The following is a 24,603-nucleotide window of genomic DNA, read 5'->3' on the forward strand; positions in this document are numbered from 1 at the left end:
TGAAGGGCCGGTCGTCAGACGACCGGCCCTTTCTTTTTTCTCGATGTCATCCTGACCTGAGCGAGCAACGCACTCGCGAAGTCTGAACGCGCGATGCGCTACTTCCGAAACTTCGCGAGTGCCTCACCACTCAGCTTGTAGTTGGGCTCGCCGAATTCTTCATCGACGTTGCCTGTCGGCTCGAAGCCCAGGCTTACGTACAACGCAGCGGCGTTAAGGTTAGTTCGAAAGCAAGTTAGTTGCACCGCTTCGCATCGCGGATAACGTGCGGCGATCATTTTGATCAACTCGACCATTGCGGCGCGGCCGTAGCCTTTGCCCTGTTGGTCCGTGGCGATCATGATGTCGTCGATCCAGTAGTTGTCGGGGCTGTCAGGGTCGCACGCGGTCGTTGTGTAGCCGACTACCTCATCGCCGGCGCGGATTAGATGCGGCAGATGCTCGAAGTTGTCACCGAAAAACCGCACGTAGCATCGCGCGAGCGTCCATCGCGGCGGCGTGACGAATTTGGTCTGCTCGGGCCGAAGCTGCATGTTGAACAGCTTCATGAAATTGCTCCGATCGACTGGTTCGAGAATTACTTTTTGGTCCTTGGTCTTCACGATTGCAGGTGGAGGAAAATGTCGCGGGCGTGTTCGTCGCTGATGCGTTTGACCGAGGTGATTCGATCCGCGAACTGCGCGAGCGACGATGTCTCGGCTGAGCCCACATCAACCAGCACCGCAAAGATAGAGAAATCCAGCTCGTCCTTACGCTCGCGCAACCGCGCCAGCCATTCCGGACTGACCTGCGACTCGCCGTCGGTGATAATCACGATGTCGCCGCGCTTGAGTTTCTTTTCTCCGAGCAGTTTGACGGCCGCGTCGATCGGAGTCTCGAAGTCGGTGCCGCCGCCGGGAAAGTATTCGGCCATCTCGACGACCTTGTTCAAGTCGGGCTGGTAGCGCCGCTCGCGATTGAGATCGAGCACTTTCAGGCTCACTTCCCCCGACGAAAACATGACGGCGCGAAACAGCCGGCGCTGGCGTCGCGCGATATCCATCAGCGTCAGCGCGACCGCCTTCGACCACATCTCCTTGTCACCCTGCATCGAGGAGCTCACGTCGATACACACGACCATCGGGCCTTTGCCTTTCTGCTCGTCGTCGCGCAGCCGGTACTGAAGGACGGTGCCTTCGAGCACGCGGCGATGGAAATCGCGCTTGAGCACGGGGTGATGCATCGCGAGCAGCTCGGCGGGAATCAGGCGCCCGAGCTCGGAGCCGAGCTCGATGTCGTAGGCCTCGGCGACGCCGCGCTCGAGGGTTTTGCGCTTGAGCGCGCGCGCGTCCTGCTTGAACCGCCCGACCATCCGCGCCAGCTCGCCGAGCTTCTTGTTGCGCGCGAGGCGCCGCCCTAGCTCGAGGCGCGCACCGGCCGCAACGCGTCCGCCCTGCCCGAACTCGCGGCTAAAGTCGCGACTGTCCTCGGCGGCCTGATCGATTTCTCCGGCCAGCTCGGCCGTCTTGAGCTGCATACGTTTGAGCGCCGTCTGATCCGCGCCCTTGAGTTGCGTTTCGAACTGCCGCGACTTCTGATTGAGCCGCGCTTCTGAGACCTTGGCCGCACGCTCGGCAGCATCGGCCATCTCCGCGAGCTCTTTCCTTGTGGCTTGATCTTTTTTCTCTTCGCCGGGCGCGGATTCGCCTTCTTCCTTTTCCTGGATTTCGTTGACGGCCTTCACCGCCTCGGCCCGCGCTTCGAGATCCTGCTCCTGTCGCGCGAGGTCCCACAGATCGAGCATCTCGCTGCGATTGATGAGCTTTTCGGATTTCATCATCTCGAGCGCATGCTCGCTCATCACGATCGCGGCGATCGCGGCCTTGTCTTCTTCGAGCGCGGTACGCGATCGCAGCGCCTGGAACGGCGCCGACGGCACGATTTGCTCGAGGACGGTGCGGTTGAGCGCGGCCGCCAGGCGCACGTCGCCGGCCCTGCGGAACACCGGGTTCATCTTGAACAGCGCGAGAAAGAGGTCCTGCACCAGCGCGCCGAAATGAGGCACCAGCCGCTCGCCAGTCTCCGCGAGGTCGGCGATCGACGGCGCGTCGGCCACGATTTCATTCCACGTGCGCCGATCGTAGCTGTCGCTCTCGAACCACGACGCATTGGCGGGCACGACCGGTACATACAAGCGTCGCGGCTTGACGATTTTGGCTTTGCGCGCCATCGGCATCGATCCTACGTCACAGAAAACCGGCTCGCCATGACCCGGTTCCCGCCATTGCGTTACGATGGCGCTTGAATATATCGCTGGATGAGTAACAGAATTGTAACAAGGGCGTGCCGCGCGACCCACCAATAAGATGACGCAGGAATCGAACACTCTCTCGAACCGCCAGCACTCGCTGATACTCGCGGCGGTGCAGGAGTTCATCTCGACTGCCGAGCCTGTGGGTTCCGCGCAGATCGTCGCGCGGCATCAGCTGGGCGTGCGCGCCGCGATGGTCCGCAACATGATGGCCGAACTCGAAGACGGCGGCTACCTGCGCCAGCCGCACACGTCGGCGGGCCGCGTCCCGACCGAGAAGGCGTTCCGCTATTACGTCGATCATCTCGCGGCTGCAACGCGAATCGGCTTCGAGGATCGTGCGCAGATCGAGCTCCATTACTCGAGCGCCGTGCGCAATCTCGGCGAGGTCCTGCGCGACACGCCAAGGTTGCTCTCAATTCTGACCGGACAGGCGGCGCTGGTGATGGCGCCGCGGCTGGAGGCTTCGATCATCGAGCGCGTCAACTTCGTGCGCATCCGGAACAACCAGGTGCTGGCCGTCTTCGTCGCCTCGAAAGGCGCGATGCAGAACCGGATCGTCGATACCGAGCTCGACCATTCGCAGGACGAGCTGGATCGCATGGCGCGCTACCTCAACGAGTCGCTCGAAGGACGCACGCTCGACGAGGCGCGACGATGGATCGAGGCGCAACTGCGCGAGGAGCGAGCGAACTACGATCGCTTCATGCATGATGCGCTCGCACTCGGCGAGGCGATCGCCGACTCCGTCGGGCGTCCCGAGCTGTACGTCGAGGGCAGTTTGCAGGCGCTCGAGCAGCCGGAGTTTTCCGATCGCGGCAAGATGCGCGAGCTGTTGCGCGCGCTCGACGACAAAACCGCGCTGCTCGAATTGCTCGAGCGCAGCCTCACCCACGCCGGAATGACCGTGTCGATCGGCTCGGAGAACTACGACCCGCGCCTGTCGTCGCTGAGCGTGGTCGCGGCGTCGTACGCGAGCGGCTCGAGCGCGCTGGGCAGCCTGGCGATCGTCGGCCCGGTGCGGATGGACTACGACCGCGTGATCCCGCTGGTCGAGTACACCGCGCGCGCATTGTCGCGGCTGATGGAATACTGAGAGAGGAACTTGATTGTGTTGAAACCCGCGTGGGTTTCACGCTTCTTTCGGCAGGGGTAACCCCTGCACCTTAGTATCTAGGCCTCCGAAAATCTGCGAAAAATCTAACGATTTCGGCCTTGCCGGCAGTGGCATGGGCGAAAATCATGCTTAAGTTTATTTTCGGTTCGGTCTCATAAGATGAACAAGCGACACAAGCATCCTCAGGACGGAAATCCCGGCATGGATGGCGAGTTCGATCAGACGGACGCCGGCCCGGAATCAGCTCACGGCGAGGGCGGCGGCGACCTGGATGCCTTGCGGACACAGCTCGCCGAAAAGGACAAGGAAATCGCCGAGCTGAAGGACAAGTATCTTCGCGCGCTCGCCGACTCCGAAAATGCGCGCAAGCGAATCCGCCAGCAGAGCGAGGAATCCGTCCGCATCCAGCGCGAGGCGATTCTCCGCGACCTGCTGCCGATCATCGACAACCTCGAGCGTGCGCTGGCGGCGGCACGCGCCGGTACCAACGTCGGGACGATAGTCGATGGCGTCGAGATGACGGTGCGGGCGCTGATCGATTTTCTGCGAGCACAAGGCGTCACGCCGCTACAGTCGGTCGGCCAGGCGTTCGACCCCAATCGGCACGAGGCGGTCGATCACGTGGCGTCCGAGGCGCATCCGCCGAATACGGTTGTCGATGAGTTCCATCGCGGCTATCTGATCGGTGATCGGACTTTGCGTCCAGCCCGGGTGTCGGTTGCCAAACAGACCGGTACCGATTCCGGAAAGCGAAACGGAGGCGAAATCGACACCTCCGACATTGAAAATAGCTAAAGCGTGATTATCTCTATCTTAAGTTCTATATCAGGGGACCTTTAGGAAAATGGCAAAAGTTATAGGTATCGACTTGGGCACGACGAACAGTTGCGTCGCGATCATGGAGGGTGGCGACCCTGTAGTTATCGCCAACTCCGAAGGCAGCCGCACGACGCCGTCCGTCGTCGCATTCACGGAGGCTGGCGAGCGGCTCACCGGCCAGATCGCCAAGCGCCAGTCGATCACCAATCCAACCAACACGGTATTTGCGATCAAACGCCTGATGGGCCGGCGCTACGACGACGCCGAAGTTCAGAAGGCGCTCAAGGTGCTGCCGTACAAGGTCGTGAAGAACGAAGACGGCGCGGCGTGGGTCGAAATTCGCGGCAAGAAATACAGCCCGCCGGAAATCTCGGCGTTCATTCTCCAGAAGATGAAGCAGACGGCCGAAGATTATCTCGGCGAGAAAGTCACCGAGGCGGTTATCACCGTGCCCGCGTACTTCAACGACAGCCAGCGCCAGGCCACCAAGGACGCGGGCCGCATCGCGGGATTGAACGTGCTGCGAATTATCAACGAGCCGACGGCGGCGTCGCTGGCTTACGGTCTCGACAAGAAGAAGGACGAAAAAATCGCGGTGTTCGATCTCGGCGGTGGCACGTTCGACATTTCGATTCTCGAACTGGGCGAGGGCGTCTTCGAGGTCAAGGCGACCAACGGCGACACCTTCCTGGGCGGCGAAGATTTCGATCAGCGCGTCATCGACTACCTGGCCGACGAATTCCGCAAGGATCAGGCAATCGATCTGCGCAAGGATCGCATGGCGCTGCAGCGGCTCAAGGAAGCCGCCGAGAAAGCCAAGACCGAGCTGTCCACCGTGACCGAGACCGACATCAATCTGCCTTTCATCACCGCGGACCAGTCGGGACCGAAGCATCTCAACATCAAGCTGTCGCGCGCGAAGCTCGAAGCGCTGTGCGCCGACCTGCTCGACCGGCTGGATGCGCCATGCGTGACCGCGTTGCGCGATGCCGGCCTCAAGGCGAGCGACATCAACGAGATCGTGCTCGTCGGCGGCATGACCCGCATGCCTGCGGTGCAGGAGCGCGTGAAGCGCCTGTTCGGCAAAGAAGGACACAAGGGCGTCAACCCCGATGAGGTCGTCGCGATCGGCGCCGCAATCCAGGCGGGCGTGCTCAAGGGCGAAGTCAAAGACGTGCTGCTGCTCGACGTGACTCCGCTGTCGCTCGGAATCGAAACGCTCGGCGGCGTGTTCACCAAGCTAATCGAAAAGAACACGACGATTCCGACGCGCAAGAGCCAGACGTTCTCGACCGCGCAGGACAATCAGACGGCGGTCACGATTCGCGTCTTCCAGGGCGAGCGTGAGATGGCGTCGGACAACAAGCTGCTCGGGCAGTTCGACTTGATCGGAATTCCACCGGCTCCGCGCGGGATGCCGCAGGTCGAGGTCACGTTCGATATCGATGCGAACGGAATCGTGAACGTGCATGCCAAGGACCTCGGCACCAACAAGGAGCAGTCGATCAAGATTACCGCGTCGTCGGGACTCAACGAGGAAGAGATCAAGAAGATGGTGCGCGAGGCCGAGGCGCATGCCGCCGACGACCATGCTCGCCGCCAGCAGGCCGAGGCGCGCAACAAGCTCGACAACCTGATCTATACGACCGAGAAGACGCTCAAGGATCATGGCGCCGAAGTTGACGATGCCGGGCGCAAGCAGGTCGAGGACGCGCTGGCGGAGGCCAAAACCAAGCTGGAGTCCAAGGACGCCGACGAGATCAATCGCGCGGCCGAGGCGCTGCAGAACGCGTCGCACAAGCTGGCCGAGGCGATGTACAGCAAGACCAAGGCCGGGGCGGGACCGCAAGCAGGCGCTGGTGATGGCGCGAGCGCGCAGTCTGGCTCTCAGAGCGGGAATGGCGAGAGCGGCAAGAAAGAAGACGTGGTCGATGCGGACTACAAAGAAGTCAAAGACCAATAACGACAAGCGGGGCCGCGCAAGCGGCCCCACTCTTCCGAAGACGACAATGGCGTCGGCGACTGTGTTCGCATAGAATCGTTGCGCGATGCCGCCAGCAAACAAGCGAGACTACTACGAAATCCTCGGCGTCAATCGCGGCGCCGGTGAGGCCGAATTAAAAAAGGCCTACCGTAGTCTCGCGATACAGTTTCATCCCGATCGCAATCCCGGAAACAAGGACGCCGAGGAGCGCTTCAAGGAACTCAACGAGGCGTACCAGGTTCTTTCCGATCCTGAGCGGCGCGCGCAGTATGACCGCTTCGGGCACGCCGCCTTCCAGGGAGCGCAGGGTGGTCCGGGCGGATTCGGCGGTTTCGACTTCAGCCAGGGTTTCGAGGAAGTTTTCTCCGACATCTTTGGCGATTTCTTCGGCACCGGCCGTGGACGCTCGCGTTCGCGCACCCGGCGCGGCGACGACCTGCGCTACGATCTCGAAATCGAATTCGAAGAAGCGGCGCGCGGGATCGAGAAAGTCGTAAAGTTCCAGCGCCTGACCCAATGCGAGGCCTGTAACGGCACACGCGCTCGCGGCGGCTCCAGCGGCGCACGCCAGTGTCCCAACTGCCGCGGCAGCGGCCAAGTGCGCACGCAGCAGGGATTCTTTTCGATCTCGACGACCTGCGGGCAATGCCGCGGCGAGGGGATGATCATTTCCGACCCGTGCCCCAAGTGCCAGGGACAGGGCCGAATCCGCAAGCACGAATCGCTCGCCGTGAAAATTCCGCCGGGCGTGGACAACGGCTCGCGGCTAAAGTTGCGCGGCGAGGGCGAGGCCGGCTACGGCGGCGGACCGCAAGGCGATCTCTACGTCGTCATCCACGTCAAGGAGCACGAGATGTTCGTGCGCCAGGACAACGACGTGATAATCGAGGCGCCGATCAGTTTCCCGCAGGCGGCGGTCGGTACCGAGATCGAAGTGCCGACGCTCGAAGGCAAAGTGAAGCTCAAAATTCCGCCGGGCACGCAATCGGGAAAAATCCTGCGCCTCAAGGGCAAGGGCATCGTCGATCTCCACGGCTACGGACGAGGCGATCAGCTAATCAAGGTGATCGTCGAGACGCCGCGCAGCCTGACCCCGCGTCAGCGCGAACTACTCGAGGAATTTGCCAAGCTCGACGGCAAGGCCGTCAATCATCCGCTCTCCAAAGGCTTCGTGGACAAGCTCAAGGAGATGTTCGGCTAGTGCGGCGTGCAAACGCCATCCCCCGAAGGAGCTGAAGCTATGGCCTGCAACTCATGCGAGAGCAGCGGAAGATTCCGGGCAAGCTATTGCGATGATTGCGAGCGCTGGACTTTCCACGTCGATAAGCGCGACCTCTTGATTGCGGCGGGTCTCGCGGTGGTTGCCGCGGTGATTGTCCTTCAACCTGAGCTGCTCGTAGCGCCCGCCGGCATCATGTTTGCGCGGCGCGCGTTCGGCGTTCTCGTCTAGGGAATTCCCGCGCCGCTCAGCGCGGGACGTGCACCAACTCCAGCTTAAGACCGTCAGGATCGGTGAAAAACACCGCATAGTATCCCGGCAGGTAGTCGTATTCATTTGGCGGATCGGTGACCTTGCCGCCGTTCGACGAAATTTTTGCGGCTAAATCATCGATCTGCCGCCGGCTCTCGGCTGCAAACGCAATCTCGCACAATCCGACGCGATGGCGATGGAACTTGTCGGCGCGAAATTCCGGATCGGACGGCCGAATCCAGAGCGAGCCGTGGTCGCCGAAATAGCCGGTGGTAACGTCGGTATCCGCCTGATCGTAGGACATCGCCTTCGGATAGCCGATCTGCGGCATCAGCCACGCGTAAAACTTTTTCGCCGCCGAATAGTCGTTGACGTTGACGATTATATGGTCGACTCCCGCGCGCATGACGACACCTCCGTATGAGCTAACTTTGTATCCGGCCAAGCGCATTGAACAAAGCTGCGCGCATCACGCCGGCCGGCGGCGCGACTCGATTGAACAGCTTGAACGCGAGTTCGCCCTGATTCACCAGCATCCCGGCGCCGTCGGTCGCGCGCCGGCCGGCAGCGAGGGCGGGCTTCAGGAACTCGGTCGGCTCCGCCGAATAAATCAGATCGTAGAACAGGCAATCGGCGGCGGTTGAGCTGTAGTCGAGGCGCGCGAACCGCCCCGTGGTCAGACCCATCGAGGTCGCGTTGACGATCAATCGCGCGTCGGCGAGCAGCTCGGAGTCGATCAGCGCGTCCAGCCCGCGAGGCTCGCCCGCCGCGCGCGCGCCCTTGGCCGAAAAGCGCCGCGCAAGCGCTGCGGCGCGAGCGGGCGTACGATTCGCGATCACGACACGATTCGCGCCCAGCCTGATGCACGCGAGCACCGACGATGCCGCGCCGCCGCCCCCGCCTATCACGATCGCGAGCCGCCCGCGCAACTCGCATCCGAGATCGCGCAAGTCGCGCTCGAGCCCGCGCGCATCGGTATTATCGCCGCGCAACACGCCGCGCCGATTCAGGACGCAATTGACCGCGCCCAGCATGCGCGCCTCCCCGCTCAGGTCCTTGATCAAGCGGGCCGCGGCTTGCTTATGCGGCACGGTCAGATTTACGCCGATGATTCCGAGCGGATGAATCGCGCGAAGTGCCGGAGCCAGATTGCCGGCCGTTACGCGAAACGCCGCGTACGTTCGGCTCATGCCAAGCGCCGCGTAGGCAGCGTTGTGCATCGCGGGCGATTTGGAATGTTTTATGGGATCGCCGAAAATCGCCGCGACTGCGGTGTCGCTCGTGGTTGGCAAGTGAAGTCAGCCGACGGCGGGATGAGCGGCGCGCTCGGCGCGCACCTCTTCCGCAGTGAATACCCAGCTATATTTCAGCCCCGCGCGCGCGAACGCCTCCATCGCGCCCTCGCCGCGTTCCACCAGCGCGATTGCCGCGATCACATTCGCGCCCGCCTCGCGCATCGCAGCCACCGCTTGCAGGCTCGATCCGCCGGTCGTGATCGTGTCGTCGATTACGGCCGTCTTGAGGCCCGGCTTGAACGCGCCTTCGACGATCTGTTGTAGCCCGTGCGGCTTGGTTTCCTTGCGCACGAAAAAACCACGAAGATCGACGCCGCCGCGATGCGCCGCGGCCATCACCGCGTCAGTCACCGGCAACGCACCGGCCGCCATGCCGCCGATCTGCTCGACGCCCGCCGCTTTCACGAGCTCGAGCACCAGTTCGCCTGCCAGGTACGCACCGCGCGGCAGGTACAACGTGCGTTTGCAATCGACATAGTAGTTGGACGCGCGCCCCGACGAGAGAGTGAGTTGGCGCTCGAAATACGACTCCCGGGCGAGCATCGCCAGCAGTTCGCGGCGTTCTTCGGATTTCATAATTGAAGGGTGATCTTAACCGATGCAGCGCGGGGCACAAGAGCGATATAATATTGTTCGCGAGGGTGATAGCGTCAAAGATGTCCGGAGGGAACAATGGACCGCGCGTTACGGTCCGCCGGGCACCAAAAGGAGAGGCAGCGATGTCGCCACGAGTTCCGCGACTCGGGCGCCACGCGATAATAAGTGACTAGCAACGATTCCCCCCGTGTGATCGGAACCGGCACCGCGTTACCCGACAACTACGTCGATCAGGAACAACTGACCTTGCGCCTGCGCGAGCTATGGGAGCGGCGTTGGTCGGATCTGCGGCGCTTCGACAAAATCCAGGGCGCGCTCGGAATCACCGGGCGTCATCTCGCCCTGCCTATCGAGCAATACATCCCGCTCGACACCTTCGCCAAGACCAACGACGCGTGGCTGCGCGTTGCACCCGAAGTCGGGACCGCGGCGGCCGAAATCGCGCTCGAACGCGCCGGCCTGAAGCCTCGCGATGTCGATCATTTGTTCTTCGTCACCGTCACCGGCATCGCCGTGCCGAGCATCGACACTCGCGTCATCAGCGCGCTCGGGATGCGCAAGGAAATCAAGCGCACTCCGATCTTCGGCCTTGGATGCGTTGCGGGAGCGGCCGGGACTGCACGCGCCGCCGACTACATCCGCGCGTTCCCGTCGGAAGTCGCGATGCTGCTGTCGGTCGAGTTGTGCTCGCTAACGCTGCAGCGCGAGGATCTTTCCATCGCGAATATCATCGCGTCCGGTCTTTTCGGCGACGGCGCTGCCGCGATGCTGATAGGCGGTACTGCCCAGACGACGCCCGGTCCGCAGGTAATCGCCACGCGTTCGCTCGTGTTCCCAAACACCGAAGAAATTCTCGGATGGGAAATAGTCGATAGCGGATTCAAGATCGTCTTGTCGTCGAAGCTTACCGACCTCGTGCGCGCCAACATCCTCGACGAAGTGGATTCATTCCTCGCGAAGCAAGGCATCGACCGCTCGCACATCAAGCACTGGATCGCGCACGCCGGCGGGCCCAAGGTGCTCGAGACTCTCGAAGGCGCGCTCGCGCTGCCCGAGGCGGCGCTGGCGCGTTCCTGGCGTTCGCTGCAATCGGTTGGAAATCTTTCCTCGGCATCGGTGATGTTCATCCTCGACGAATTGCTCGAGGACCACGCGGCCGCTCCTGGAGACTACGGCATGATCATCGGGATGGGTCCCGGGTTCTCGGTCGAGCTCGTCCTTCTGAAGTGGTGATCTTCCTGAAGTGGCGATCTCGCTCCGCACGTATCTGATCATCCTCGCGTTGCTAGTCGTCGAGCGCATCTTCGAGCTCGATCGTGCGCGACGCAACGCGCGCCGCGCGTTCCAGCACGGCGCAGTCGAGGTCGGCCAGGCACACTACCGCGTGATGGTCGCATTTCACGCGCTGTTCATCGTGTCATGCGCCTTCGAGGCCACGTTTTTCCCGCGCGCATTCCCCCCAGTCGTCGCGTGGCTCGCGCTCTTCGCCGAAATCGTCGCGCAGGCACTTCGCTACTGGGCGGTCGCGACGCTCGGCGATCGATGGAACACGCGAATCATCGTCAGTCCCGACCGCGCCCCCGCGACCGACGGTCCGTATCGCTTCATGCGCCATCCCAACTATCTTGCTGTCGTAATCGAAATTGCTGTGGTGCCGATGATTGGCGGCGCAATTTTCACGGCGATCGTATTCTCCATCGGCAACGCACTGATTCTCGCTGTGCGAATCCCGGCGGAAGAACGCGCGATGGGCGGGCGCTACGCCGACGCAGTCGGCTCGCGCCGCCGTTTCTTCCCCGGCTTGCGCCACGGCTAAGATAGTCCGGTGTTTTTCGCGCCCTTCCTCGCCTTCTACGCGATCGTCTTCTTTCTCGTCCTAGCGTTCCTTTTTGTTCTGCTCGAAATCCACGTCATCAACTACGCGTTCGTGACGCTCGGCCTGCCACCCGAGCTGGCCTTCACCGCACTTCTCGTGAGTCTGGTTGGCAGCTACATCAATATTCCCATCACGCGCGTCGCCGGTGGCCAGCCGCATCCCGCGGAGATAGTTCGAAGTTTCGGCATTCGCTACCGAGTGCCGACTCGTTACGCCACCGACTCGACCATCGTCGCGGTAAATGTCGGCGGTGCGATCGTTCCAGTGCTGATCTCGGTGTATCTGCTGATGCAAATGCCCACGATAATCGTGCCGGCGCTGGTCGGAGTCGCGATCGTCACCGCTATCGTTCATCGTTTCGCGATGCCGGTGCCGGGGATGGGAATCGCGACCCCGATGCTGATTCCGCCGATCGTCGCCGCTGCATGCGGCTACTTCCTCGGCTCTTCGCAACACCATCGAGACGCCGTCGCATTCATCAGCGGCGTGATCGGCACTCTCATCGGCGCCGACTTGCTCAACCTGCGCAACTTGCGCGATTTGGGCGCGCCCGTCGCTTCGATCGGCGGGGCAGGCACCTTCGACGGGATCTTTCTGACGGGAATAGTCGCGGTGTTGCTGGCGTGAATGCGAACCGCTACGCCGGTTTGAATTTCACGAGCGTGTGATCCGGCGTCACGTCGTCGAAGAAGACTTGGACCGGCATCTCGACGCGCACATTCTCCGGCGCCGCGACGATATTGCTCGTCATGCGCGGCCCCTCGGCCAGTTCAACGATCGCCAGCACGTATGGCGCGTCCGCAAACGCCCGGCTCGACGCTCGCCGCACGACAGTATAGCTGTACACTTTGCCGCGCCCGCTCACGCGCTCCCACGCCAGCTTGTCCGAGAAGCACTTCGGGCATCGATCGCGTGGATAGTAGATGTACTCGCGGCATGCGCCGCATCGCTGAAGCGTCAACTCGTGGCGACGCGCCGCCTCCCAGAACGGACGGCTCGTTGGCGACGGCTTCGGAAGCGGTTTGGAGTATTCGCTCATGATCTGCGCTCCAGCACGAGACTTACCTGCTCGCTCATGATTCCGCCGTTGCCGTTGACGTAGCCGAGCGCCGCCTTTTTGACCTGGCGCTCGCCGCCACGCCCCATCAATTGTCTTATCGCTTCCGTCACGTGACTCATGCCGCCCGCCAGCCCCGGTTGTCCGAACGACAACTGCCCGCCATGCGTGTTGCACGGAAAGTCGCCCGCGTACGTCAGGTCATGCTCCATCACGAACGGTCCGCCCTGCCCCTTCTTGCAAAAGCCCGCGTCCTCGAGCGTGACGATTACGGTGATCGTGTAGCAGTCGTACGGGCACACAAGGTTCATGTCCTCCGGCTGCAGGCCGGCCATCTTGAACGCGTTCTCGGCGGCGGGTTTGATCGGCGACGTCGTGATCGACGGCGCATACGTTATCGTCGAATGGTTGGCCGCCTCGCCCGCGCCCAGCAGCCATATCGGGGGATGCTTCGCGCGCTTCGCCATTTCGGGCGACGCGACGATTATCGCGGCGCCTCCACTCACCGGGCTTACAATCTCATATAGATGTAGCGGATCGACGATCATGCGCGAGTTCAGCACGTCGTCGATCGTTAGCGCCTTGTCATTGAACGTCGCCAGCGGATTCTTGAGCGCGCTGGTTCGCTGATCGACCGCGACCTTCGCCATCTGCTGCGCCGTGGTGCCGTACTCATGCATGTGGCGATGCGCGATCATCGCGTAGCCGCAGTTCGCGCCGATATTTCCGTACGGCGCTTCGAACTCGCGTTGCACCGAAACTACTGGCGGGCGCTGGTCTCCCGCCTTGTTCAAATCCGCGACGATGCACAGCACCGCGCTGCACATGCCCGCGTCGATCGCGGCCGCCGCGCGCCAAATCATCCCGGCCCCGCTTGCGCCGCCGATATCGACCTGGTTCAGCATCCGCACGTTCAGCCCAAGCACCTCGGCCGCGCTCGCCGGATAAATCATCCCGGGGTCCGAGAACGGCACACCGACCAGGAAGCCGTCGACATCTTTTTTCTCCAGCCCCGCATCTGCGATCGCCTCGGCCGCGACCCGCGCCATCAACCCGAGCGCGGTCAGGTCGCCAGGTTCCTTGACCGGTTTGAGTTCGCCAATTCCAATCGCCGCGGCTTTTCCTTTCAGACTCATCGCATCGACTCCCGCGTTTGCGTCTCGCCTCTCGATGACGATTACCACAAAATGCGGCTCGCGAGACCGCCGCCGCGCGGTTCAATTCAGAGAAAAAATCTTATAGCTTGGTTCGTTCGAGGTGCTTTTAACGAAATGGCATTTATTATCTGTGATGACCACAACCTTGACGTCGAAGCCGACGGAGTCGACAACGCCATCGCGAAGCAACTGATGCTCACGGACGAAAAGCCCGGCGCGACTCCGCTCGAAAAAGAGATCATCGAGTTCGGAAAAACGCATCGCCACTGCAACATCCGAATTCTCGCCGGCTAGTTTTCAGCTTCGCGACGCGATCTCAGGTTCGCATGAGATCCTCGCTTTCACACGCCCGCGCGCATTTTACGCCTTCGATGTTGACCGGCTGAGCAACCGGCAGATACACTGCCAAGGCGGGGTGGAGCAGTCTGGTAGCTCGCCGGGCTCATAACCCGGAGGTCGAAGGTTCAAATCCTTCCCCCGCAACCATTCGGCTCAGTTTCCCGCCGATCAAATCTGCTTGCCCCACGTATCCAGGTACGCGAGTTGCTCGACGGGTCGCCGGATCAGCGGACCGTGTCCGCGGCCGACCGGATAGCCGATCGGTATCGCCGCTGCCGTGTACCATGGATCCGGAATCGCGAGCAGCTTGCGCACTTCCGGCTCGCATTCGCATAGCAGCGTCGTCAGCACACAGCCGAGTCCTTCGGCGCGGCACGCGAGCAACAGGTTCTCGACCGCGGTGTAAACCGATCCGCCGCCCACCACTGAGACCCGGTCCTGCTTCGCGTCCGTGATCGCCATGTTTTTCGGATTGAAGCAGAATACCGCGACGACCGGCGTCTCGCCGAAATGCGTTCCCAGGTAATCGCCCGCCGCCAGCGTGCGCTCGGCCCGCGCGCGCGCTTCCGGCGTCGCGCTAGCGGAGATCGCGCCGCGGTATTGCTTCGAGTACGCGATCCATCGCTCGTTGTAGAGCTTGCCGAGCGGTTCCTTGAGCGCGCGATCTTTCACGACAACTATCCGCCACGGCTGCACGTTTCCGCCGGTCGGCGCCCAGGTCGCCGCTTCGAGCACGCGATGAATCACGTCGTCCGCTATCGCATCGGGCCGTAACCGGCGCACGGCACGCAGCGTGCGCATCGTTTCGTAGATTCCTATTTCCGCCATGTCTGATTTCTCCTACAAAGAGCGCGAGTTCATCCAGCGCCGAGGTGAGCGCTCAACACTCCGATTGCCGCCAACGCGAATAACGCGACGTCCATCGACGCGTGCGCGATGATCGACGCTTCCAGCCCGCGCCGCAAATACAAGCGCCCGAACACCACTCCTTCCCACGTCTGTGGCATCACCAATCCGCCGAGCAGAAGTCGCGACATGCTATGGAACAGCGTCCCGGCCAGCGGCGCGAGATGAATTAGTCCGAACGCGTAGCCTTGCGCCAGTGTCACGATCCAAAGTGCGCGGCGTCCCGGATGACCCCGCGAGTCGCGCGACATCAGCCCCACGATCCATCCGAGTATCGCGAACAGCACAAGTCGAAACTGGATCTCTTCGCTGACCGCCGCCGCGATCGCGACCGACGCTCCGACGAACGCAATACGGCCCGGCGCCACCGTCAGCATCGGCATATTAGGGAGCTTGAGGCCGGGGCCGCCGTGCTGAATCAGCATCAGCGGCACGATCACGATCGCCAGCACGCTCGCGCCCGCCACCGCGGCCAGGAATGCGTAGCCAAACGAGACTCGCAGCAAGCTGCGAATCGAGAAATGTAATCTCTCGCCCGCGAACTTTGCCGTAATCAACGGCGCGCCCGGCAACCCAAGTTCGTCGTTGAGTCGAAGTGAGAGCGGTATCAACGATGCGAGCACCAGCGTGACGCCCAGGAACGGCAGCGCGCGCACGAGTTCCGATCGGTCGAGCGACTTCAGTGCGAACGCGAGCGGATACTCGACTATCGCGCCGGCTATCGCCAGCGCGGCCAGCAGCGCCGACTCGCGCCGCCGCGCTGCGCGATCCGCGACGCGGTCCGCTCGAGCGTCGCCGCAGGCTTCTGCGGCCGGCTCGGTCACTTGATCGTCGGGATAAATTCGGGGATGTCCTTCGATGGCTTCATCTTCCACTTGGGCTTGCGTTTCTCGACGAACGCGCTGACGCCCTCGTATGCATCCGGCTGCTTGCCCGCCCACACGAACGCGCGCGTATCGGCAGCTTGCGCCTTTTCGATCTCCGGTTCAGCGAGCAATCCGTAGATGAGCCGCTTGGTTATCGCGACCGACACCGGCGCCGTGTTATCCGCGATGTCCAGCGCCATCTCGCGCACCTTCGTCATGAACTCGGCGTCGGGCCAGACGTGGCTCACGATTCCGAACTCGAGCGCCTCGCGCGCGCTGAGAATCCGCCCGGTCATCAGCAACTCGTTGGCCTTGGCCACGCCGATCATGCGCGGGACGGTCCACAGGCTGAGCGCTTCCGGCACAACTCCGCGGCGCACGAACACGAATCCGATTCGCGCGCTCTCGGCGGCGACGCGGATGTCCCATTGCATCGGCAGCGTGATTCCCATTCCGACCGCCGGCCCGTTGATCGCCGCGATGATCGGCTTGCGCACGTTCCACGGCCGAATCGCCGGCGCTGGACGCCCGCGACGCTCCGCACGTGCGTCGGCGTCGAACGTATTTCCGCCACCTGACAAATCCGCGCCCGCGCTGAACGCGCGCCCGGCACCGGTGACGACGATCACGCGCACGTCGTCATCCTGGTCGTACTCGGCGAACGACGCGTAAAGCTCCGCGGCCATTGTGCCCGAGAATGCGTTCAGCTTCTCCGGGCGATTGAGCGTGACAGTAGCGACTCCGTCTTTGACTTCCTTCAAAATATGTCCGCTGGCCATCTGACTTGCTCCTTGCAGGGGTGACCCCTGCAACCCAGTGTTAAGAAATATGCAAAGCTGCGCTATTTCTTCGCGGTTGCGGCTTGCGTGTCGGCGAACGCCATCATCTGAACGATCTGTTCGCGGACCAGCTCCGGATTGTTGCCCGCCGCTTTGTCGAGATCGCCGATTTCCTCCGGGACGTACCAATGCAGCTTGTCGGAGTTGTAGGCCTCCCAAACGATCTTCGCGACTTCGATCGGCTGAATGAGCCGGAACATTCCCTCCTTCGGTGCGCGCTCCGCCGTCCCGGGCGGCAGAATGGCGGTATCTATCAGACCCGGCAGCGTGTCGGCAGCGCGAACGCCGTAGCGGCGGAACTCGATCGACAGCGCCTCGGTCAATCCCTTCACGGCATGCTTGGTGGCGGAATAAACGGCGATTCCCGGCATCCCGTAGGTGGCGGACGAGGACGACGTGGTGAAGCAAAGTGATCCCGGCGTCGCCTTGAGCAGGCCGATCGCGGAATGAATGCCGTTGAGCACGCCGATGAAGTTCACGCGCACGACGCGCAGGATGTCCTCGAACGGCTGTTCGTCGAAGAAGCCGCCGACGCCGATGCCGGCGTTGTTATAGAGGATGTCCATCTTGCCGCCGGTAGCTGCGCCGAATTCCACGAGCGCCTTCTCGTAGTCGGCCTTGTCGGTGACGTCGAGCCGCCGCACGACGCAGTTGTCGGCGCCCAATTCCCTTTCGAGTGCGCGCAGGCCGTCGGCGTTCACGTCGTAGCCGCCGATGAACCATCCTTTGTCGCAGAACAGGCGGGCGGTCTCGCGGCCCATGCCGGATGCGGCGCCGGTGATAAAGATCGATTTGCGGCCGTTGGCCTTTCCCATAGAATTCACCCCGATGTCGTTGCTTCGGATTGAACATAGTCGAAACGCCAAGCCGCTGGCGAATGCTCGCGCGGCAGTGAAATCGATGGGATGCTTCGTCTATGTTCTAGGCAGCAGCGGCCCCGACGGGTATCGAACCTACGTCGGATGGACGAACGATCTCGAGCGGCGCATCGCCCGTCACAACGCCGGCACCGGTGCGCGCTCAACCCGCGGCCGCGTCTGGTTCCTGCTCTATGCGGAGCGGCATGACTCGCGAGGGGAAGCGATGAGCCGGGAGTGGCATTTGAAGAGGAATCGAACGTTCCGGAAAAGATTGATGCTTCAGTAGCGCGAAAAGCCAAAGAACGGTATCCAAGGTGTGGCGTATCGACCCGTAATTCGGTCAATTGCGGAGTTGTCAATTTAGTGAAAAACGCCATTTTCTACCATTAGTTGTGGTCCAGCGATCACCGTACCACCACGGGTAGTTTCGTTCCGTCAAACTAGTATTTCGGAAAACTGATGGGCTGATGCGGAGTCAGGTTTGCGATTTGGAGATTCGTGAATGGTGTCCATAGATGATCGAGTAGCATGCAATCGGCGGGAGCGTCAGGCTGAATAGTTCATCCCGGAACTGAGTGGTTGCAGGTAGCGAGCAGGCACGAGGGCACGTTCGACGCGCGGTCATCATCTTGTGTCATCCTGACCGAAGCGAGCAACGCGAGCGGATGGAAGGATCTCACGCGCGAGCGCGTCTCGTTCAGCACCAATATCTGATTCTATTTCCTTAAATCTATCGGTTGGGGGCAGGCGGAGCCGGCGGCGTTGTAGGCGAAGACCATTTCGCCTCCTATGTCAGCGCCTGCTGCTATCAACACCATCACGGCGATGAGGGCGATTAGGAAGACGTAGCGGAATCGGGTTGGCATGGGGCGGGTTGTTAGCGCCCAGATTGTTAGTGCGCCGGTTACTATCGACGCTGCGACCATCAGATGTTTGTGATGTTGCAGCAGCTCGTCGCGGACTGATTGCGAGACCATCAGGCCGGGGGCTGCGTAGAAGCCGCTTATCAGCGCGGCGGCGGCGCCGAGCGCGCCTAGCATCAGCATCCACAGCGCGGTCCACTGAAGTTTTTCGCTCGCGGTTATCCATGCGAGGAAATACATAAGCGACGCGCCGTAGATGAACGCGATCGGGAAATGAACCAGCAGGGGATGGTAGTTCTGTAGCTGCGAGGCGCCCGGCAGAATGCGTTCCAGCACGACGCTGTAGGCCCGCCGCTACTTCACTATTTCACGGACTCGACGACGATATATTCCGTGCCGTTCTTGTTGTATTCCTTGCCGGTCACCGTCACCTCGTCTTCCATTCGCGAAATCACGCTTTGGGGGAGCGGCGACGCGTCCTTGGGGGGCAACAGGATGTAGGACTTCTCGGTGCCCTTTTCGATGAGCGTCACCGGAATGCCGGCGGACGCGCACTTGATTGCGCATGCCTTGTGGCCCGCGCCCTTCGCGCCCATCGTGCCATAGCAGTACGCGTCTTCGAGATTGCCGGTGACAGATTTCTCACCGCCATCGGCCGCGAGCGCGACTGGCGCGATAGCTATAGCAGACAGTCCGATCGCAGCAACTATTCCTAGTCCGAATTTCGTCAGCCGATTCATCATTCACTCCTGGAGGTTTTGGATAACGTGCGCACAGGCGTTCAGGACAGAAGCAGAATCTTAGTTCGCGCGCGAAAACGCGCGCTGTATAAGGACCCTCACCTTCATCCTCTCCCTTGCAGGGAGAGGGGAAGAACCGTTCAATGCGTCGCCGCGTGGAGCATGCAATGCGCGCCCATGCCGTGGCTGCCGCCGGTGCAGCATGACGAGCGCGGGCAGCAGCTCTGCTTCTTCACGCAACACTCCGGAGTATCCGACACGCGCGTACCGCCGGCGGAGGACATTGCGTACGGCGCAACCATCACGGTTGCCAGGATTGCCATCAGTGCGAATTTTTTCATGATGAAGCTCCTCTCAGAGTTTTAGTCTAGCGTCGATACGAACGTGCTTCGACCGTCGAGCCGACGTCGCCGCCGCCGAACATCTCGCGCCATCCCTTGCGCCGCGCGCCGGGCAATTTCGCACCCAGCCGCTGCAAGTGCAGTTCGAGAATCTGCTTGAGCTCGTCGTTGAGGCGCTCGATTTCGACTTCCTCGGGCATCTTGGGCCGCGGCTGCCCCTCGGTGATACCGCCGCGCCGGCGGCCGTAGAGCTGCTGCAACCGCAACTCCGCCTTCGCGAACATCGCCTTGTATTTGTAGTCGAGCCGGCTGAGCGCATCGGTCATCGCGGCCAGCGCGACGAACCTGCGGCGCATCCGCCACCATTCGAACAGCGTCAGCAGCATCACGCCGAACATGAACAGCGCAAAGATCCCCAAGCTGACGGCGGTCGCTCGCCACCACGGCAGCAGCTTGACGCCAAGCTGCAAATCCTGGTTGTCGCCGGTGAGTTCCTGCACCTGTGTCTGGAGCGATTTGACCTGGCCCTCCGCCGAGTCGGACTTCTGCTCGGCCGCCTGCTGTTGCGCGCTCAGCGTCTCGATTTGGGACTTGAGCGTGTTGACCTCGGTGGTGAAGGGATGAGGAACCTTCAGCACCTCGTCCACCTGCAGCTCGTCGTCAACGTGCATCCGGTTGGCGCGCGCGAGCTCGTCGGGCGTGATCCCGAACATCTGCGCGATTGCGCCAATCGAATCGCCGGGGCGAACAGTGTACGGAATGATATTCGCGGGATGAGCGGGCTTAGGCGCGGACTGATCGGCGGGTGCCTCGGTGTCGCGGGCCCCGGAGGTGTCAGTCTCGCTCGGCGGACTCGTGACTCGCGAGGGCGGCGAGGAAGGCGGAATCGTACTCTCGTTGAAGTCTGTTTGCGCGAACACAAGTCCGCAGCCGGCAACGATAAACGCCACCGCGAGGGCAAGTCCTGAAAAAGTCGACCTGTACTGTCGCGCGCTCATAAGGAACCCTTGGCCTGCGAACCCATTCCAGTATCTATCAGATCCGGTTCAGGGTCTAGAATGTAGCAAAGATGCTACGAGCGCGTCGGTGGATGCAGGGCCGCGTAGGCGGCGCCCACCACTCCGCCGCGCGGACCCAGGGCAGCGCGCACGATCTTCGCCTGCGCCGCCATCGCGGTGAAGGCTCGCGCGCGGACCTGTGCGGTCATGGTTTTGCGCATATAGGGCAGCGCGGCGGCAACGCCACCGCCAAGCACGACCAGCTCGGGATTGAAGGTGTTAATAAAGGAGGCGATCGCGATCCCCAGGTAATGGCCTGCCGTGGCGAAGGCCTCGAGCGCGAGCTTGTCGCCGCGGCGCGCCTGGGCCGAGAGTGCGCGCACTGAGAAGTTTTTTTCAGAATCGAGCATTTGCGGCGGTAACGGCGTACTTGGCGGCAGTCCGAGGCGATCCTCGATGAGACCGCGGAGGCCCGACGCGGAGGCGTACGACTCAAGGCATCCGTACGAGCCGCAATCGCATCGCGGGCCGTTTGGATTGACCGTCACGTGTCCCAATTCTCCCGCCATCCCGCTGCGCCCGTGAACCAGCTTGCCGCCGACGATCAGTCCGCCGCCGACACCAGTGCCGAGCGTCAACAGTACGACGTCGCGCCGTCCGCGCGCCGCACCGCGCCAGTATTCGCCGAGCGCCCACGCGTTCGCGTCGTTCTCGACGACGACCTTGCGCCCTATCAACGCTTCGAGCCGGTTGCGCAGCGGATACCCGCGCCATGCGGCGACGTGCGGCGCCTGCATCACGGTGCCGGTGTATACGTTCAGCGGGCCCGGCACGGCGACTCCGATCGCGCGCGGCGAGCCGAGTCCGCGGCGGCGCGCGGTAGCGAGCACATGAATGGTCTGTGCGGCGATATTCTCAGCGACGGCGCCGGCCTGTCGCGACGCGAGCGACGGCCCATGCTCGATCAGCAACACGTCGCCGGCCACGGACACGGCTGCGCACCGGATATTGGTGCCACCCATATCCAGGCCGACCGCCCATGCGCGCGTCATTTTCCGGAGGTGCCCGGGAATTTCATCAGCGCGAGGTATTCGCGATTTCCAGCCGCGCCTTCAATCGGCGATTCGAGCGTGCCGACGACGTCGAGCCCGATCTTCTCGGCGAACTCGACGATTCCCGCCACCGCTTCGCGCCGCAGCTTTTCGTCCTTCACGACGCCTCCCTTGCCGACCTTGCCCTTGCCGACTTCGAACTGCGGCTTGATCAGCGCGACTATCTCGGCGCGCGGCGCGACCAATGCGAGCACCGCGGGAATCACCAGCCGCAGCGAGATGAAGCTGGTGTCGATCGTCACGAACTCGGGCGTGTGCGGGAGGTCGGTGGGCGAGGCGAGCCGGATATTCATGCGATCGAGCACGGTGACGCGGGGATCCTCGCGCAACTTGAGTGCGAGCTGGCCGTAGCCGACGTCCATCGCAATGACGGCCTTGGCGCCGCGGCGCAGCAGCACGTCGGTGAAGCCGCCGGTCGACGCGCCGACGTCCATCGCGAGCTTGCCCTCGACCGAGAGGCCGTAATGCTCGAGCGCGGCGATGAGTTTGTAAGCTCCGCGCGAGGCGAATTGCGGCGCACCGGCCATCAGCGCGATGGGCGTTTCGGAATCAACCTTGAGGTCGGCCTTGTAGGCCGGGCGCGAATTGACGCGCACGCGTCCCGCCATGATGAGGCGCTGCGCGATTTCGCGGCTGTCGGCGAGACCACGGCGCGCCATCTCAGCGTCGAGCCTGAAGCGTGCGAGTGGGGCGGAAGAGCGTCGCGCCCGCGGCTTGGGCTTCGCGCCGGAACCGTTGTTAGAAGGGTGTTTCGTCGTCGTCCTTTGCGCCGGCGGGATGTTCGTCATCAGACGATGCTTCAAAGGGCGCCGTGCGCAGTTCGCCGCCGGCGCTCCGCGTTAGCAGTTCGACCTTGCGCTCGACTTCGTCGAGTTTCCCATTGAGCGCCTTCACCAGCATCACGCCGCGTTCGAAGGCCCCGATCGATTCCTCGAGCGTAAGCTCGCCCGAATCGATCTGACTTACGATCGTTTCAAGTTCCTTGAGTTCATCCTCGAACTTTTTTGTCTTCGTAACCATCGTTCAGCAACCAAACTCTAGATTGTCCGGCCGGTCGCGCGCGCGCTAAGGCGCCCCTTCGCCAGCCTGATATCGAGTTCATCCTCGAACTTTACCGACGCCGCGTCGAGCACCGCGCGTGAGTCGCTCTTGTTGATCACGACGGCGTAGCCGCGGTCGAGAACTTTCAGCGGCGACAAGGCGTCGAGCCGCCCCGCCATCGCACCGAGCTGGCGGCGCCGGGCTTCCAGAGCCGTCGTGGCGCCATGCACAAGATTCATCCTGAACCGCGAGGTCGCAAGGCGCAGCTCCCGCAGCTTCGCATCGGGACTGCGCAGCCGCAGCCGCAATTCGCGGACACTGCGCCGCCTATCCGCGATACCCGACGACACCGCTTGCGCGAGTTCAGCGCCAATTTCGGCAACGCGTTCGCGCGCCTCGGCGACGATGTTGCCGGGATGGCGTATGCGCTCAGCCAGGTCATCCACCGATTCGCGGCGGCCCGACAGTTCCCGCTCCATCACGCTCGCGAGCGACGCGCCGAGCGACTCGACGCGTTCCTTCAACTCGTCAAGACTGGGCACGACCATCTGGGCGGCCGCGGTGGGGGTAGGCGCGCTCAGATCGGCGACAAAATCCGCGATGGTGTAGTCAACTTCGTGGCCAACGGCCGAAATCACCGGGATCGCCGAGCGGAAAATTGCGCGTGCGACAATCTCCTCGTTGAAGGCCCACAAATCTTCCAGCGAGCCGCCACCACGTCCGACGATCAGCACCTCGGCGCGGCCGTCGCGATTGAGATCGGCGATCGCGTCGGCAATTTCCTGAGCCGAGCCATCGCCTTGGACTTTCGCGGGCCGGAAAATGACTTCGAGGCTGGGGAATCGATCAAACAAAATGCGCAGCATGTCGCGCAGCCCAGCGCCGCCGCGTGCCGTTACGATTCCAATCCGGCGCGGCAGGAACGGCATCGCGCGTTTGCGCGCGCGGTCGAACAGCCCCTCGGCCTCGAGCCGACGCTTCAACTGCTCGAATGCGACCTGCAGCGCGCCGATGCCGCGCGGCTCCATCTCCTCGGCGTAAAGTTGCAGCGCCCCGCGCTGTTCGAAGACTTGCACGCGGCCGCGCACGATCACTTCCATCCCGTCAACGACTTTGAAGCGCATCCGCTGGAACGCCGACTTGAACATGACGGCATTGATCGCGCTGTGGGAATCCTTGAGCGTGAAATAAAAGTGATTCGACGGGGCCAGCCGCGCGTTCGAGATCTCGCCGACCACCCAGCTCTCGCCGAGGCTGGCGTCGAGCGCGTCGCGGACCGTCCGCACCAGTTCCGATACGGTGATCAGGCCGGTGCGATGGCCGCGCAGCGAAAGATCGAGCTGCCCATTCATGGTCGCTTAGCTTATCAGAACGAGTTGCCGGGCACCTATATGGCGCATTAGATGAGCTTTTCGACGATCGCCTTGGCTAAAGGCTCGAGATGGCGCATCCGGCCGAGGTAAGAGGCACCCAATAACTCTTGCAGCGGCGCATCGTTGATTTCGGTTGCGAGATCGCAATCGCAAAGGATGCAGCCGGCGACTTTCAGTCCGCGGCTCTCGCAGCGCTCATCGTAAGCATTGTCGCGTCCATACAGCCGGGGCGATTGCCTACTACCACGATGACTTCGAGGTTGAGCATCGCGGCGAGGTCGGCGAAATCGATCGTGCCTGCGCTTTCGACCAGGACGACTTCGTTTTGCGCGGCGATTTTGCGGAAGCATTTCGAGATGTGAGAGAGGTCGGGCGCGTCTCCTGGTGTGAGCGTTAAGCTGTAGCGATATGGGCAAATCAACTCCATCGGCATGATCGAACCGACTGCGAGCGCCAGCGCTTGCGCATCATGTGATTCTGGCGTGTCGACCGGTTTCATCACGCCTACGCGTATCCCGCGCGCCCGCATCGCGAATCCTAGTGCGCATCCGACAGTGGTCTTGCCCACGCGTGCGCCGGTGCCGGTGATTAGTAGTTGTCGTCCCATCGCGTAATTGCACCGGATATTGAGGCTACCATCAAATCGATGCTCCTGAAAAAAA

At 62.4% G+C, this 24,603-nt stretch carries 30 protein-coding genes and 1 tRNA gene; 11 read left to right on the forward strand and 20 right to left on the reverse strand.

Annotated elements, in window-relative coordinates:
* Positions 1-98: 98 nt before the first annotated feature.
* Positions 99-602: a GNAT family N-acetyltransferase gene (locus tag VJX68_RS03630; protein WP_324094289.1), complete on the reverse strand. Its 504-nt coding sequence runs from the start codon at positions 600-602 to the stop codon at positions 99-101.
* Positions 599-2,209, reverse strand: a complete 1,611-nt coding sequence (locus tag VJX68_RS03635) for a vWA domain-containing protein (protein ID WP_324094290.1) — start codon at positions 2,207-2,209, stop codon at positions 599-601. The genes VJX68_RS03630 and VJX68_RS03635 overlap by 4 nt, the downstream gene beginning before the upstream one ends.
* 136 nt (positions 2,210-2,345) lie before the next feature.
* Between VJX68_RS03635 and hrcA the strand changes: the two genes are divergently transcribed.
* The 5 genes from hrcA (at position 2,346) to VJX68_RS03660 (ending at position 7,660) form a co-directional block, all read left to right on the forward strand.
* Positions 2,346-3,386, forward strand: coding sequence for a heat-inducible transcriptional repressor HrcA (gene hrcA, locus VJX68_RS03640; RefSeq protein ID WP_324094291.1), 1,041 nt, complete (start codon positions 2,346-2,348; stop codon positions 3,384-3,386).
* A 180-nt stretch (positions 3,387-3,566) separates the two neighbouring features.
* Positions 3,567-4,202 carry a nucleotide exchange factor GrpE gene (grpE, locus tag VJX68_RS03645; protein ID WP_324094292.1) on the forward strand — a complete coding sequence of 212 codons (636 nt, stop codon included), beginning with the start codon at positions 3,567-3,569 and terminating at the stop codon, positions 4,200-4,202.
* Positions 4,203-4,251: 49 nt separating this feature from the next.
* Positions 4,252-6,189: a molecular chaperone DnaK gene (gene dnaK / locus VJX68_RS03650; RefSeq protein ID WP_324094293.1), complete on the forward strand. Its 1,938-nt coding sequence runs from the start codon at positions 4,252-4,254 to the stop codon at positions 6,187-6,189.
* 85 nt (positions 6,190-6,274) lie between these two features.
* Positions 6,275-7,411, forward strand: a complete 1,137-nt coding sequence (dnaJ, locus tag VJX68_RS03655) for a molecular chaperone DnaJ (protein WP_324094294.1) — start codon at positions 6,275-6,277, stop codon at positions 7,409-7,411.
* 39 nt (positions 7,412-7,450) lie between these two features.
* On the forward strand, positions 7,451-7,660 hold the full coding sequence (locus VJX68_RS03660) for a hypothetical protein (protein ID WP_324094295.1): 210 nt from the start codon (positions 7,451-7,453) through the stop codon (positions 7,658-7,660).
* 16 nt (positions 7,661-7,676) lie between these two features.
* On the opposite strand, the gene VJX68_RS03665 is transcribed toward VJX68_RS03660, so the two are convergent.
* From VJX68_RS03665 to pyrE, 3 genes are read right to left on the reverse strand one after another with little or no spacing between them, the layout of a single operon-like run.
* Positions 7,677-8,087, reverse strand: a complete 411-nt coding sequence (locus tag VJX68_RS03665; RefSeq protein ID WP_324094296.1) for a VOC family protein — start codon at positions 8,085-8,087, stop codon at positions 7,677-7,679.
* Between the two features lie 19 nt (positions 8,088-8,106).
* The gene (aroE, locus tag VJX68_RS03670; RefSeq protein WP_324094297.1) at positions 8,107-8,973 is read right to left on the reverse strand and encodes a shikimate dehydrogenase; all 867 of its coding nucleotides are present in this window, start codon (positions 8,971-8,973) and stop codon (positions 8,107-8,109) included.
* Between the two features lie 6 nt (positions 8,974-8,979).
* Complete coding sequence (pyrE, locus tag VJX68_RS03675; RefSeq protein ID WP_324094298.1) at positions 8,980-9,552, reverse strand: orotate phosphoribosyltransferase; 573 nt, start codon at positions 9,550-9,552, stop codon at positions 8,980-8,982.
* Positions 9,553-9,738: 186 nt separating this feature from the next.
* On the opposite strand from pyrE, the gene VJX68_RS03680 reads away from it, so the two are divergent.
* The 3 genes from VJX68_RS03680 to VJX68_RS03690 are packed head-to-tail and all read left to right on the forward strand — an operon-like array spanning position 9,739 to position 12,076.
* Positions 9,739-10,806, forward strand: coding sequence for a type III polyketide synthase (locus VJX68_RS03680; RefSeq protein WP_324094299.1), 1,068 nt, complete (start codon positions 9,739-9,741; stop codon positions 10,804-10,806).
* Positions 10,807-10,816: 10 nt separating this feature from the next.
* Positions 10,817-11,389: an isoprenylcysteine carboxyl methyltransferase family protein gene (locus VJX68_RS03685; protein ID WP_324094300.1), complete on the forward strand. Its 573-nt coding sequence runs from the start codon at positions 10,817-10,819 to the stop codon at positions 11,387-11,389.
* A gap of 9 nt (positions 11,390-11,398) precedes the next feature.
* A complete protein-coding gene (locus VJX68_RS03690; RefSeq protein WP_324094301.1) occupies positions 11,399-12,076 on the forward strand; it encodes a DUF1614 domain-containing protein in 678 nt (225 codons plus the stop codon).
* Positions 12,077-12,086: 10 nt separating this feature from the next.
* On the opposite strand, the gene VJX68_RS03695 is transcribed toward VJX68_RS03690, so the two are convergent.
* Positions 12,087-12,488, reverse strand: coding sequence for a Zn-ribbon domain-containing OB-fold protein (locus VJX68_RS03695; RefSeq protein ID WP_324094302.1), 402 nt, complete (start codon positions 12,486-12,488; stop codon positions 12,087-12,089).
* Entirely contained in the window at positions 12,485-13,642 is a 1,158-nt protein-coding gene (locus VJX68_RS03700; protein ID WP_324094303.1) for a thiolase family protein, read from the reverse strand. The genes VJX68_RS03695 and VJX68_RS03700 overlap by 4 nt, the downstream gene beginning before the upstream one ends.
* A gap of 135 nt (positions 13,643-13,777) precedes the next feature.
* On the opposite strand from VJX68_RS03700, the gene VJX68_RS03705 reads away from it, so the two are divergent.
* Both VJX68_RS03705 and VJX68_RS03710 read left to right on the forward strand, forming a co-directional pair.
* Positions 13,778-13,957, forward strand: coding sequence for a hypothetical protein (locus tag VJX68_RS03705; RefSeq protein WP_324094304.1), 180 nt, complete (start codon positions 13,778-13,780; stop codon positions 13,955-13,957).
* 115 nt (positions 13,958-14,072) lie between these two features.
* Positions 14,073-14,149, forward strand: a tRNA-Met gene (locus tag VJX68_RS03710).
* A 21-nt stretch (positions 14,150-14,170) separates the two neighbouring features.
* Here VJX68_RS03710 and VJX68_RS03715 read toward each other — a convergent pair.
* The 4 genes from VJX68_RS03715 to VJX68_RS03730 form a co-directional block, all read right to left on the reverse strand.
* Positions 14,171-14,830, reverse strand: coding sequence for a nitroreductase family protein (locus tag VJX68_RS03715; RefSeq protein ID WP_324094305.1), 660 nt, complete (start codon positions 14,828-14,830; stop codon positions 14,171-14,173).
* Positions 14,831-14,859: 29 nt separating this feature from the next.
* Positions 14,860-15,783 (reverse strand): CPBP family glutamic-type intramembrane protease, encoded by a 924-nt coding sequence (locus VJX68_RS03720; protein ID WP_324094306.1) that lies wholly within the window; start codon positions 15,781-15,783, stop codon positions 14,860-14,862.
* Positions 15,729-16,553 (reverse strand): enoyl-CoA hydratase-related protein, encoded by an 825-nt coding sequence (locus VJX68_RS03725; protein ID WP_324094307.1) that lies wholly within the window; start codon positions 16,551-16,553, stop codon positions 15,729-15,731. The genes VJX68_RS03720 and VJX68_RS03725 overlap by 55 nt, the downstream gene beginning before the upstream one ends.
* A 62-nt stretch (positions 16,554-16,615) precedes the next feature.
* The gene (locus VJX68_RS03730) at positions 16,616-17,428 is read right to left on the reverse strand and encodes an SDR family oxidoreductase (RefSeq protein WP_324094375.1); all 813 of its coding nucleotides are present in this window, start codon (positions 17,426-17,428) and stop codon (positions 16,616-16,618) included.
* Positions 17,429-17,513: 85 nt separating this feature from the next.
* Between VJX68_RS03730 and VJX68_RS03735 the strand changes: the two genes are divergently transcribed.
* Entirely contained in the window at positions 17,514-17,759 is a 246-nt protein-coding gene (locus VJX68_RS03735; RefSeq protein ID WP_349255882.1) for a GIY-YIG nuclease family protein, read from the forward strand.
* A gap of 430 nt (positions 17,760-18,189) precedes the next feature.
* On the opposite strand, the gene VJX68_RS03740 is transcribed toward VJX68_RS03735, so the two are convergent.
* From VJX68_RS03740 to bioD, 9 genes are all read right to left on the reverse strand, one after another.
* The gene (locus VJX68_RS03740; protein ID WP_324094309.1) at positions 18,190-18,672 is read right to left on the reverse strand and encodes a DUF2231 domain-containing protein; all 483 of its coding nucleotides are present in this window, start codon (positions 18,670-18,672) and stop codon (positions 18,190-18,192) included.
* A 26-nt stretch (positions 18,673-18,698) separates the two neighbouring features.
* On the reverse strand, positions 18,699-19,076 hold the full coding sequence (locus VJX68_RS03745) for a hypothetical protein (protein ID WP_324094310.1): 378 nt from the start codon (positions 19,074-19,076) through the stop codon (positions 18,699-18,701).
* Positions 19,077-19,216: 140 nt separating this feature from the next.
* A complete protein-coding gene (locus VJX68_RS03750; protein ID WP_324094311.1) occupies positions 19,217-19,417 on the reverse strand; it encodes a hypothetical protein in 201 nt (66 codons plus the stop codon).
* Between the two features lie 26 nt (positions 19,418-19,443).
* The gene (locus VJX68_RS03755; protein ID WP_324094312.1) at positions 19,444-20,415 is read right to left on the reverse strand and encodes a LysM peptidoglycan-binding domain-containing protein; all 972 of its coding nucleotides are present in this window, start codon (positions 20,413-20,415) and stop codon (positions 19,444-19,446) included.
* A 74-nt stretch (positions 20,416-20,489) separates the two neighbouring features.
* Positions 20,490-21,467 (reverse strand): ROK family protein, encoded by a 978-nt coding sequence (locus VJX68_RS03760; RefSeq protein WP_324094313.1) that lies wholly within the window; start codon positions 21,465-21,467, stop codon positions 20,490-20,492.
* Complete coding sequence (locus VJX68_RS03765) at positions 21,464-22,315, reverse strand: TlyA family RNA methyltransferase (protein ID WP_324094314.1); 852 nt, start codon at positions 22,313-22,315, stop codon at positions 21,464-21,466. Before VJX68_RS03765 ends, VJX68_RS03760 begins: the two co-directional genes overlap by 4 nt.
* Positions 22,266-22,547, reverse strand: a complete 282-nt coding sequence (locus VJX68_RS03770; protein WP_324094315.1) for an exodeoxyribonuclease VII small subunit — start codon at positions 22,545-22,547, stop codon at positions 22,266-22,268. Before VJX68_RS03770 ends, VJX68_RS03765 begins: the two co-directional genes overlap by 50 nt.
* A gap of 17 nt (positions 22,548-22,564) precedes the next feature.
* The gene (gene xseA / locus VJX68_RS03775) at positions 22,565-23,920 is read right to left on the reverse strand and encodes an exodeoxyribonuclease VII large subunit (RefSeq protein ID WP_324094316.1); all 1,356 of its coding nucleotides are present in this window, start codon (positions 23,918-23,920) and stop codon (positions 22,565-22,567) included.
* A gap of 193 nt (positions 23,921-24,113) precedes the next feature.
* On the reverse strand, positions 24,114-24,548 hold the full coding sequence (bioD, locus tag VJX68_RS03780) for an ATP-dependent dethiobiotin synthetase BioD (RefSeq protein ID WP_324094317.1): 435 nt from the start codon (positions 24,546-24,548) through the stop codon (positions 24,114-24,116).
* Positions 24,549-24,603: the final 55 nt, after the last annotated feature.

Source organism: Binatus sp. (SeqCode) (assembly GCF_035272065.1).
In the GTDB taxonomy this organism is placed as follows: domain Bacteria; phylum Desulfobacterota; class Binatia; order Binatales; family Binataceae; genus Binatus.

Coding starts and splice junctions, on each gene's coding strand:
- hrcA (WP_324094291.1), top strand. CDS start 2,346: ATGACGCAGGAATCGAACACTCTCTCGAACCGCCAGCACTCGCTGATA.
- VJX68_RS03735 (WP_349255882.1), top strand. CDS start 17,514: ATGGGATGCTTCGTCTATGTTCTAGGCAGCAGCGGCCCCGACGGGTAT.
- VJX68_RS03760 (WP_324094313.1), bottom strand. CDS start 21,467: ATGACGCGCGCATGGGCGGTCGGCCTGGATATGGGTGGCACCAATATC.
- VJX68_RS03770 (WP_324094315.1), bottom strand. CDS start 22,547: ATGGTTACGAAGACAAAAAAGTTCGAGGATGAACTCAAGGAACTTGAA.
- VJX68_RS03745 (WP_324094310.1), bottom strand. CDS start 19,076: ATGAATCGGCTGACGAAATTCGGACTAGGAATAGTTGCTGCGATCGGA.
- VJX68_RS03660 (WP_324094295.1), top strand. CDS start 7,451: ATGGCCTGCAACTCATGCGAGAGCAGCGGAAGATTCCGGGCAAGCTAT.
- dnaJ (WP_324094294.1), top strand. CDS start 6,275: ATGCCGCCAGCAAACAAGCGAGACTACTACGAAATCCTCGGCGTCAAT.
- xseA (WP_324094316.1), bottom strand. CDS start 23,920: ATGAATGGGCAGCTCGATCTTTCGCTGCGCGGCCATCGCACCGGCCTG.
- VJX68_RS03695 (WP_324094302.1), bottom strand. CDS start 12,488: ATGAGCGAATACTCCAAACCGCTTCCGAAGCCGTCGCCAACGAGCCGT.
- grpE (WP_324094292.1), top strand. CDS start 3,567: ATGAACAAGCGACACAAGCATCCTCAGGACGGAAATCCCGGCATGGAT.
- bioD (WP_324094317.1), bottom strand. CDS start 24,548: ATGGGACGACAACTACTAATCACCGGCACCGGCGCACGCGTGGGCAAG.
- VJX68_RS03715 (WP_324094305.1), bottom strand. CDS start 14,830: ATGGCGGAAATAGGAATCTACGAAACGATGCGCACGCTGCGTGCCGTG.
- VJX68_RS03665 (WP_324094296.1), bottom strand. CDS start 8,087: ATGCGCGCGGGAGTCGACCATATAATCGTCAACGTCAACGACTATTCG.
- VJX68_RS03765 (WP_324094314.1), bottom strand. CDS start 22,315: ATGACGAACATCCCGCCGGCGCAAAGGACGACGACGAAACACCCTTCT.
- VJX68_RS03635 (WP_324094290.1), bottom strand. CDS start 2,209: ATGGCGCGCAAAGCCAAAATCGTCAAGCCGCGACGCTTGTATGTACCG.
- pyrE (WP_324094298.1), bottom strand. CDS start 9,552: ATGAAATCCGAAGAACGCCGCGAACTGCTGGCGATGCTCGCCCGGGAG.
- VJX68_RS03725 (WP_324094307.1), bottom strand. CDS start 16,553: ATGGCCAGCGGACATATTTTGAAGGAAGTCAAAGACGGAGTCGCTACT.
- VJX68_RS03700 (WP_324094303.1), bottom strand. CDS start 13,642: ATGAGTCTGAAAGGAAAAGCCGCGGCGATTGGAATTGGCGAACTCAAA.
- VJX68_RS03750 (WP_324094311.1), bottom strand. CDS start 19,417: ATGAAAAAATTCGCACTGATGGCAATCCTGGCAACCGTGATGGTTGCG.
- VJX68_RS03755 (WP_324094312.1), bottom strand. CDS start 20,415: ATGAGCGCGCGACAGTACAGGTCGACTTTTTCAGGACTTGCCCTCGCG.
- VJX68_RS03705 (WP_324094304.1), top strand. CDS start 13,778: ATGGCATTTATTATCTGTGATGACCACAACCTTGACGTCGAAGCCGAC.
- VJX68_RS03730 (WP_324094375.1), bottom strand. CDS start 17,428: ATGGGAAAGGCCAACGGCCGCAAATCGATCTTTATCACCGGCGCCGCA.
- dnaK (WP_324094293.1), top strand. CDS start 4,252: ATGGCAAAAGTTATAGGTATCGACTTGGGCACGACGAACAGTTGCGTC.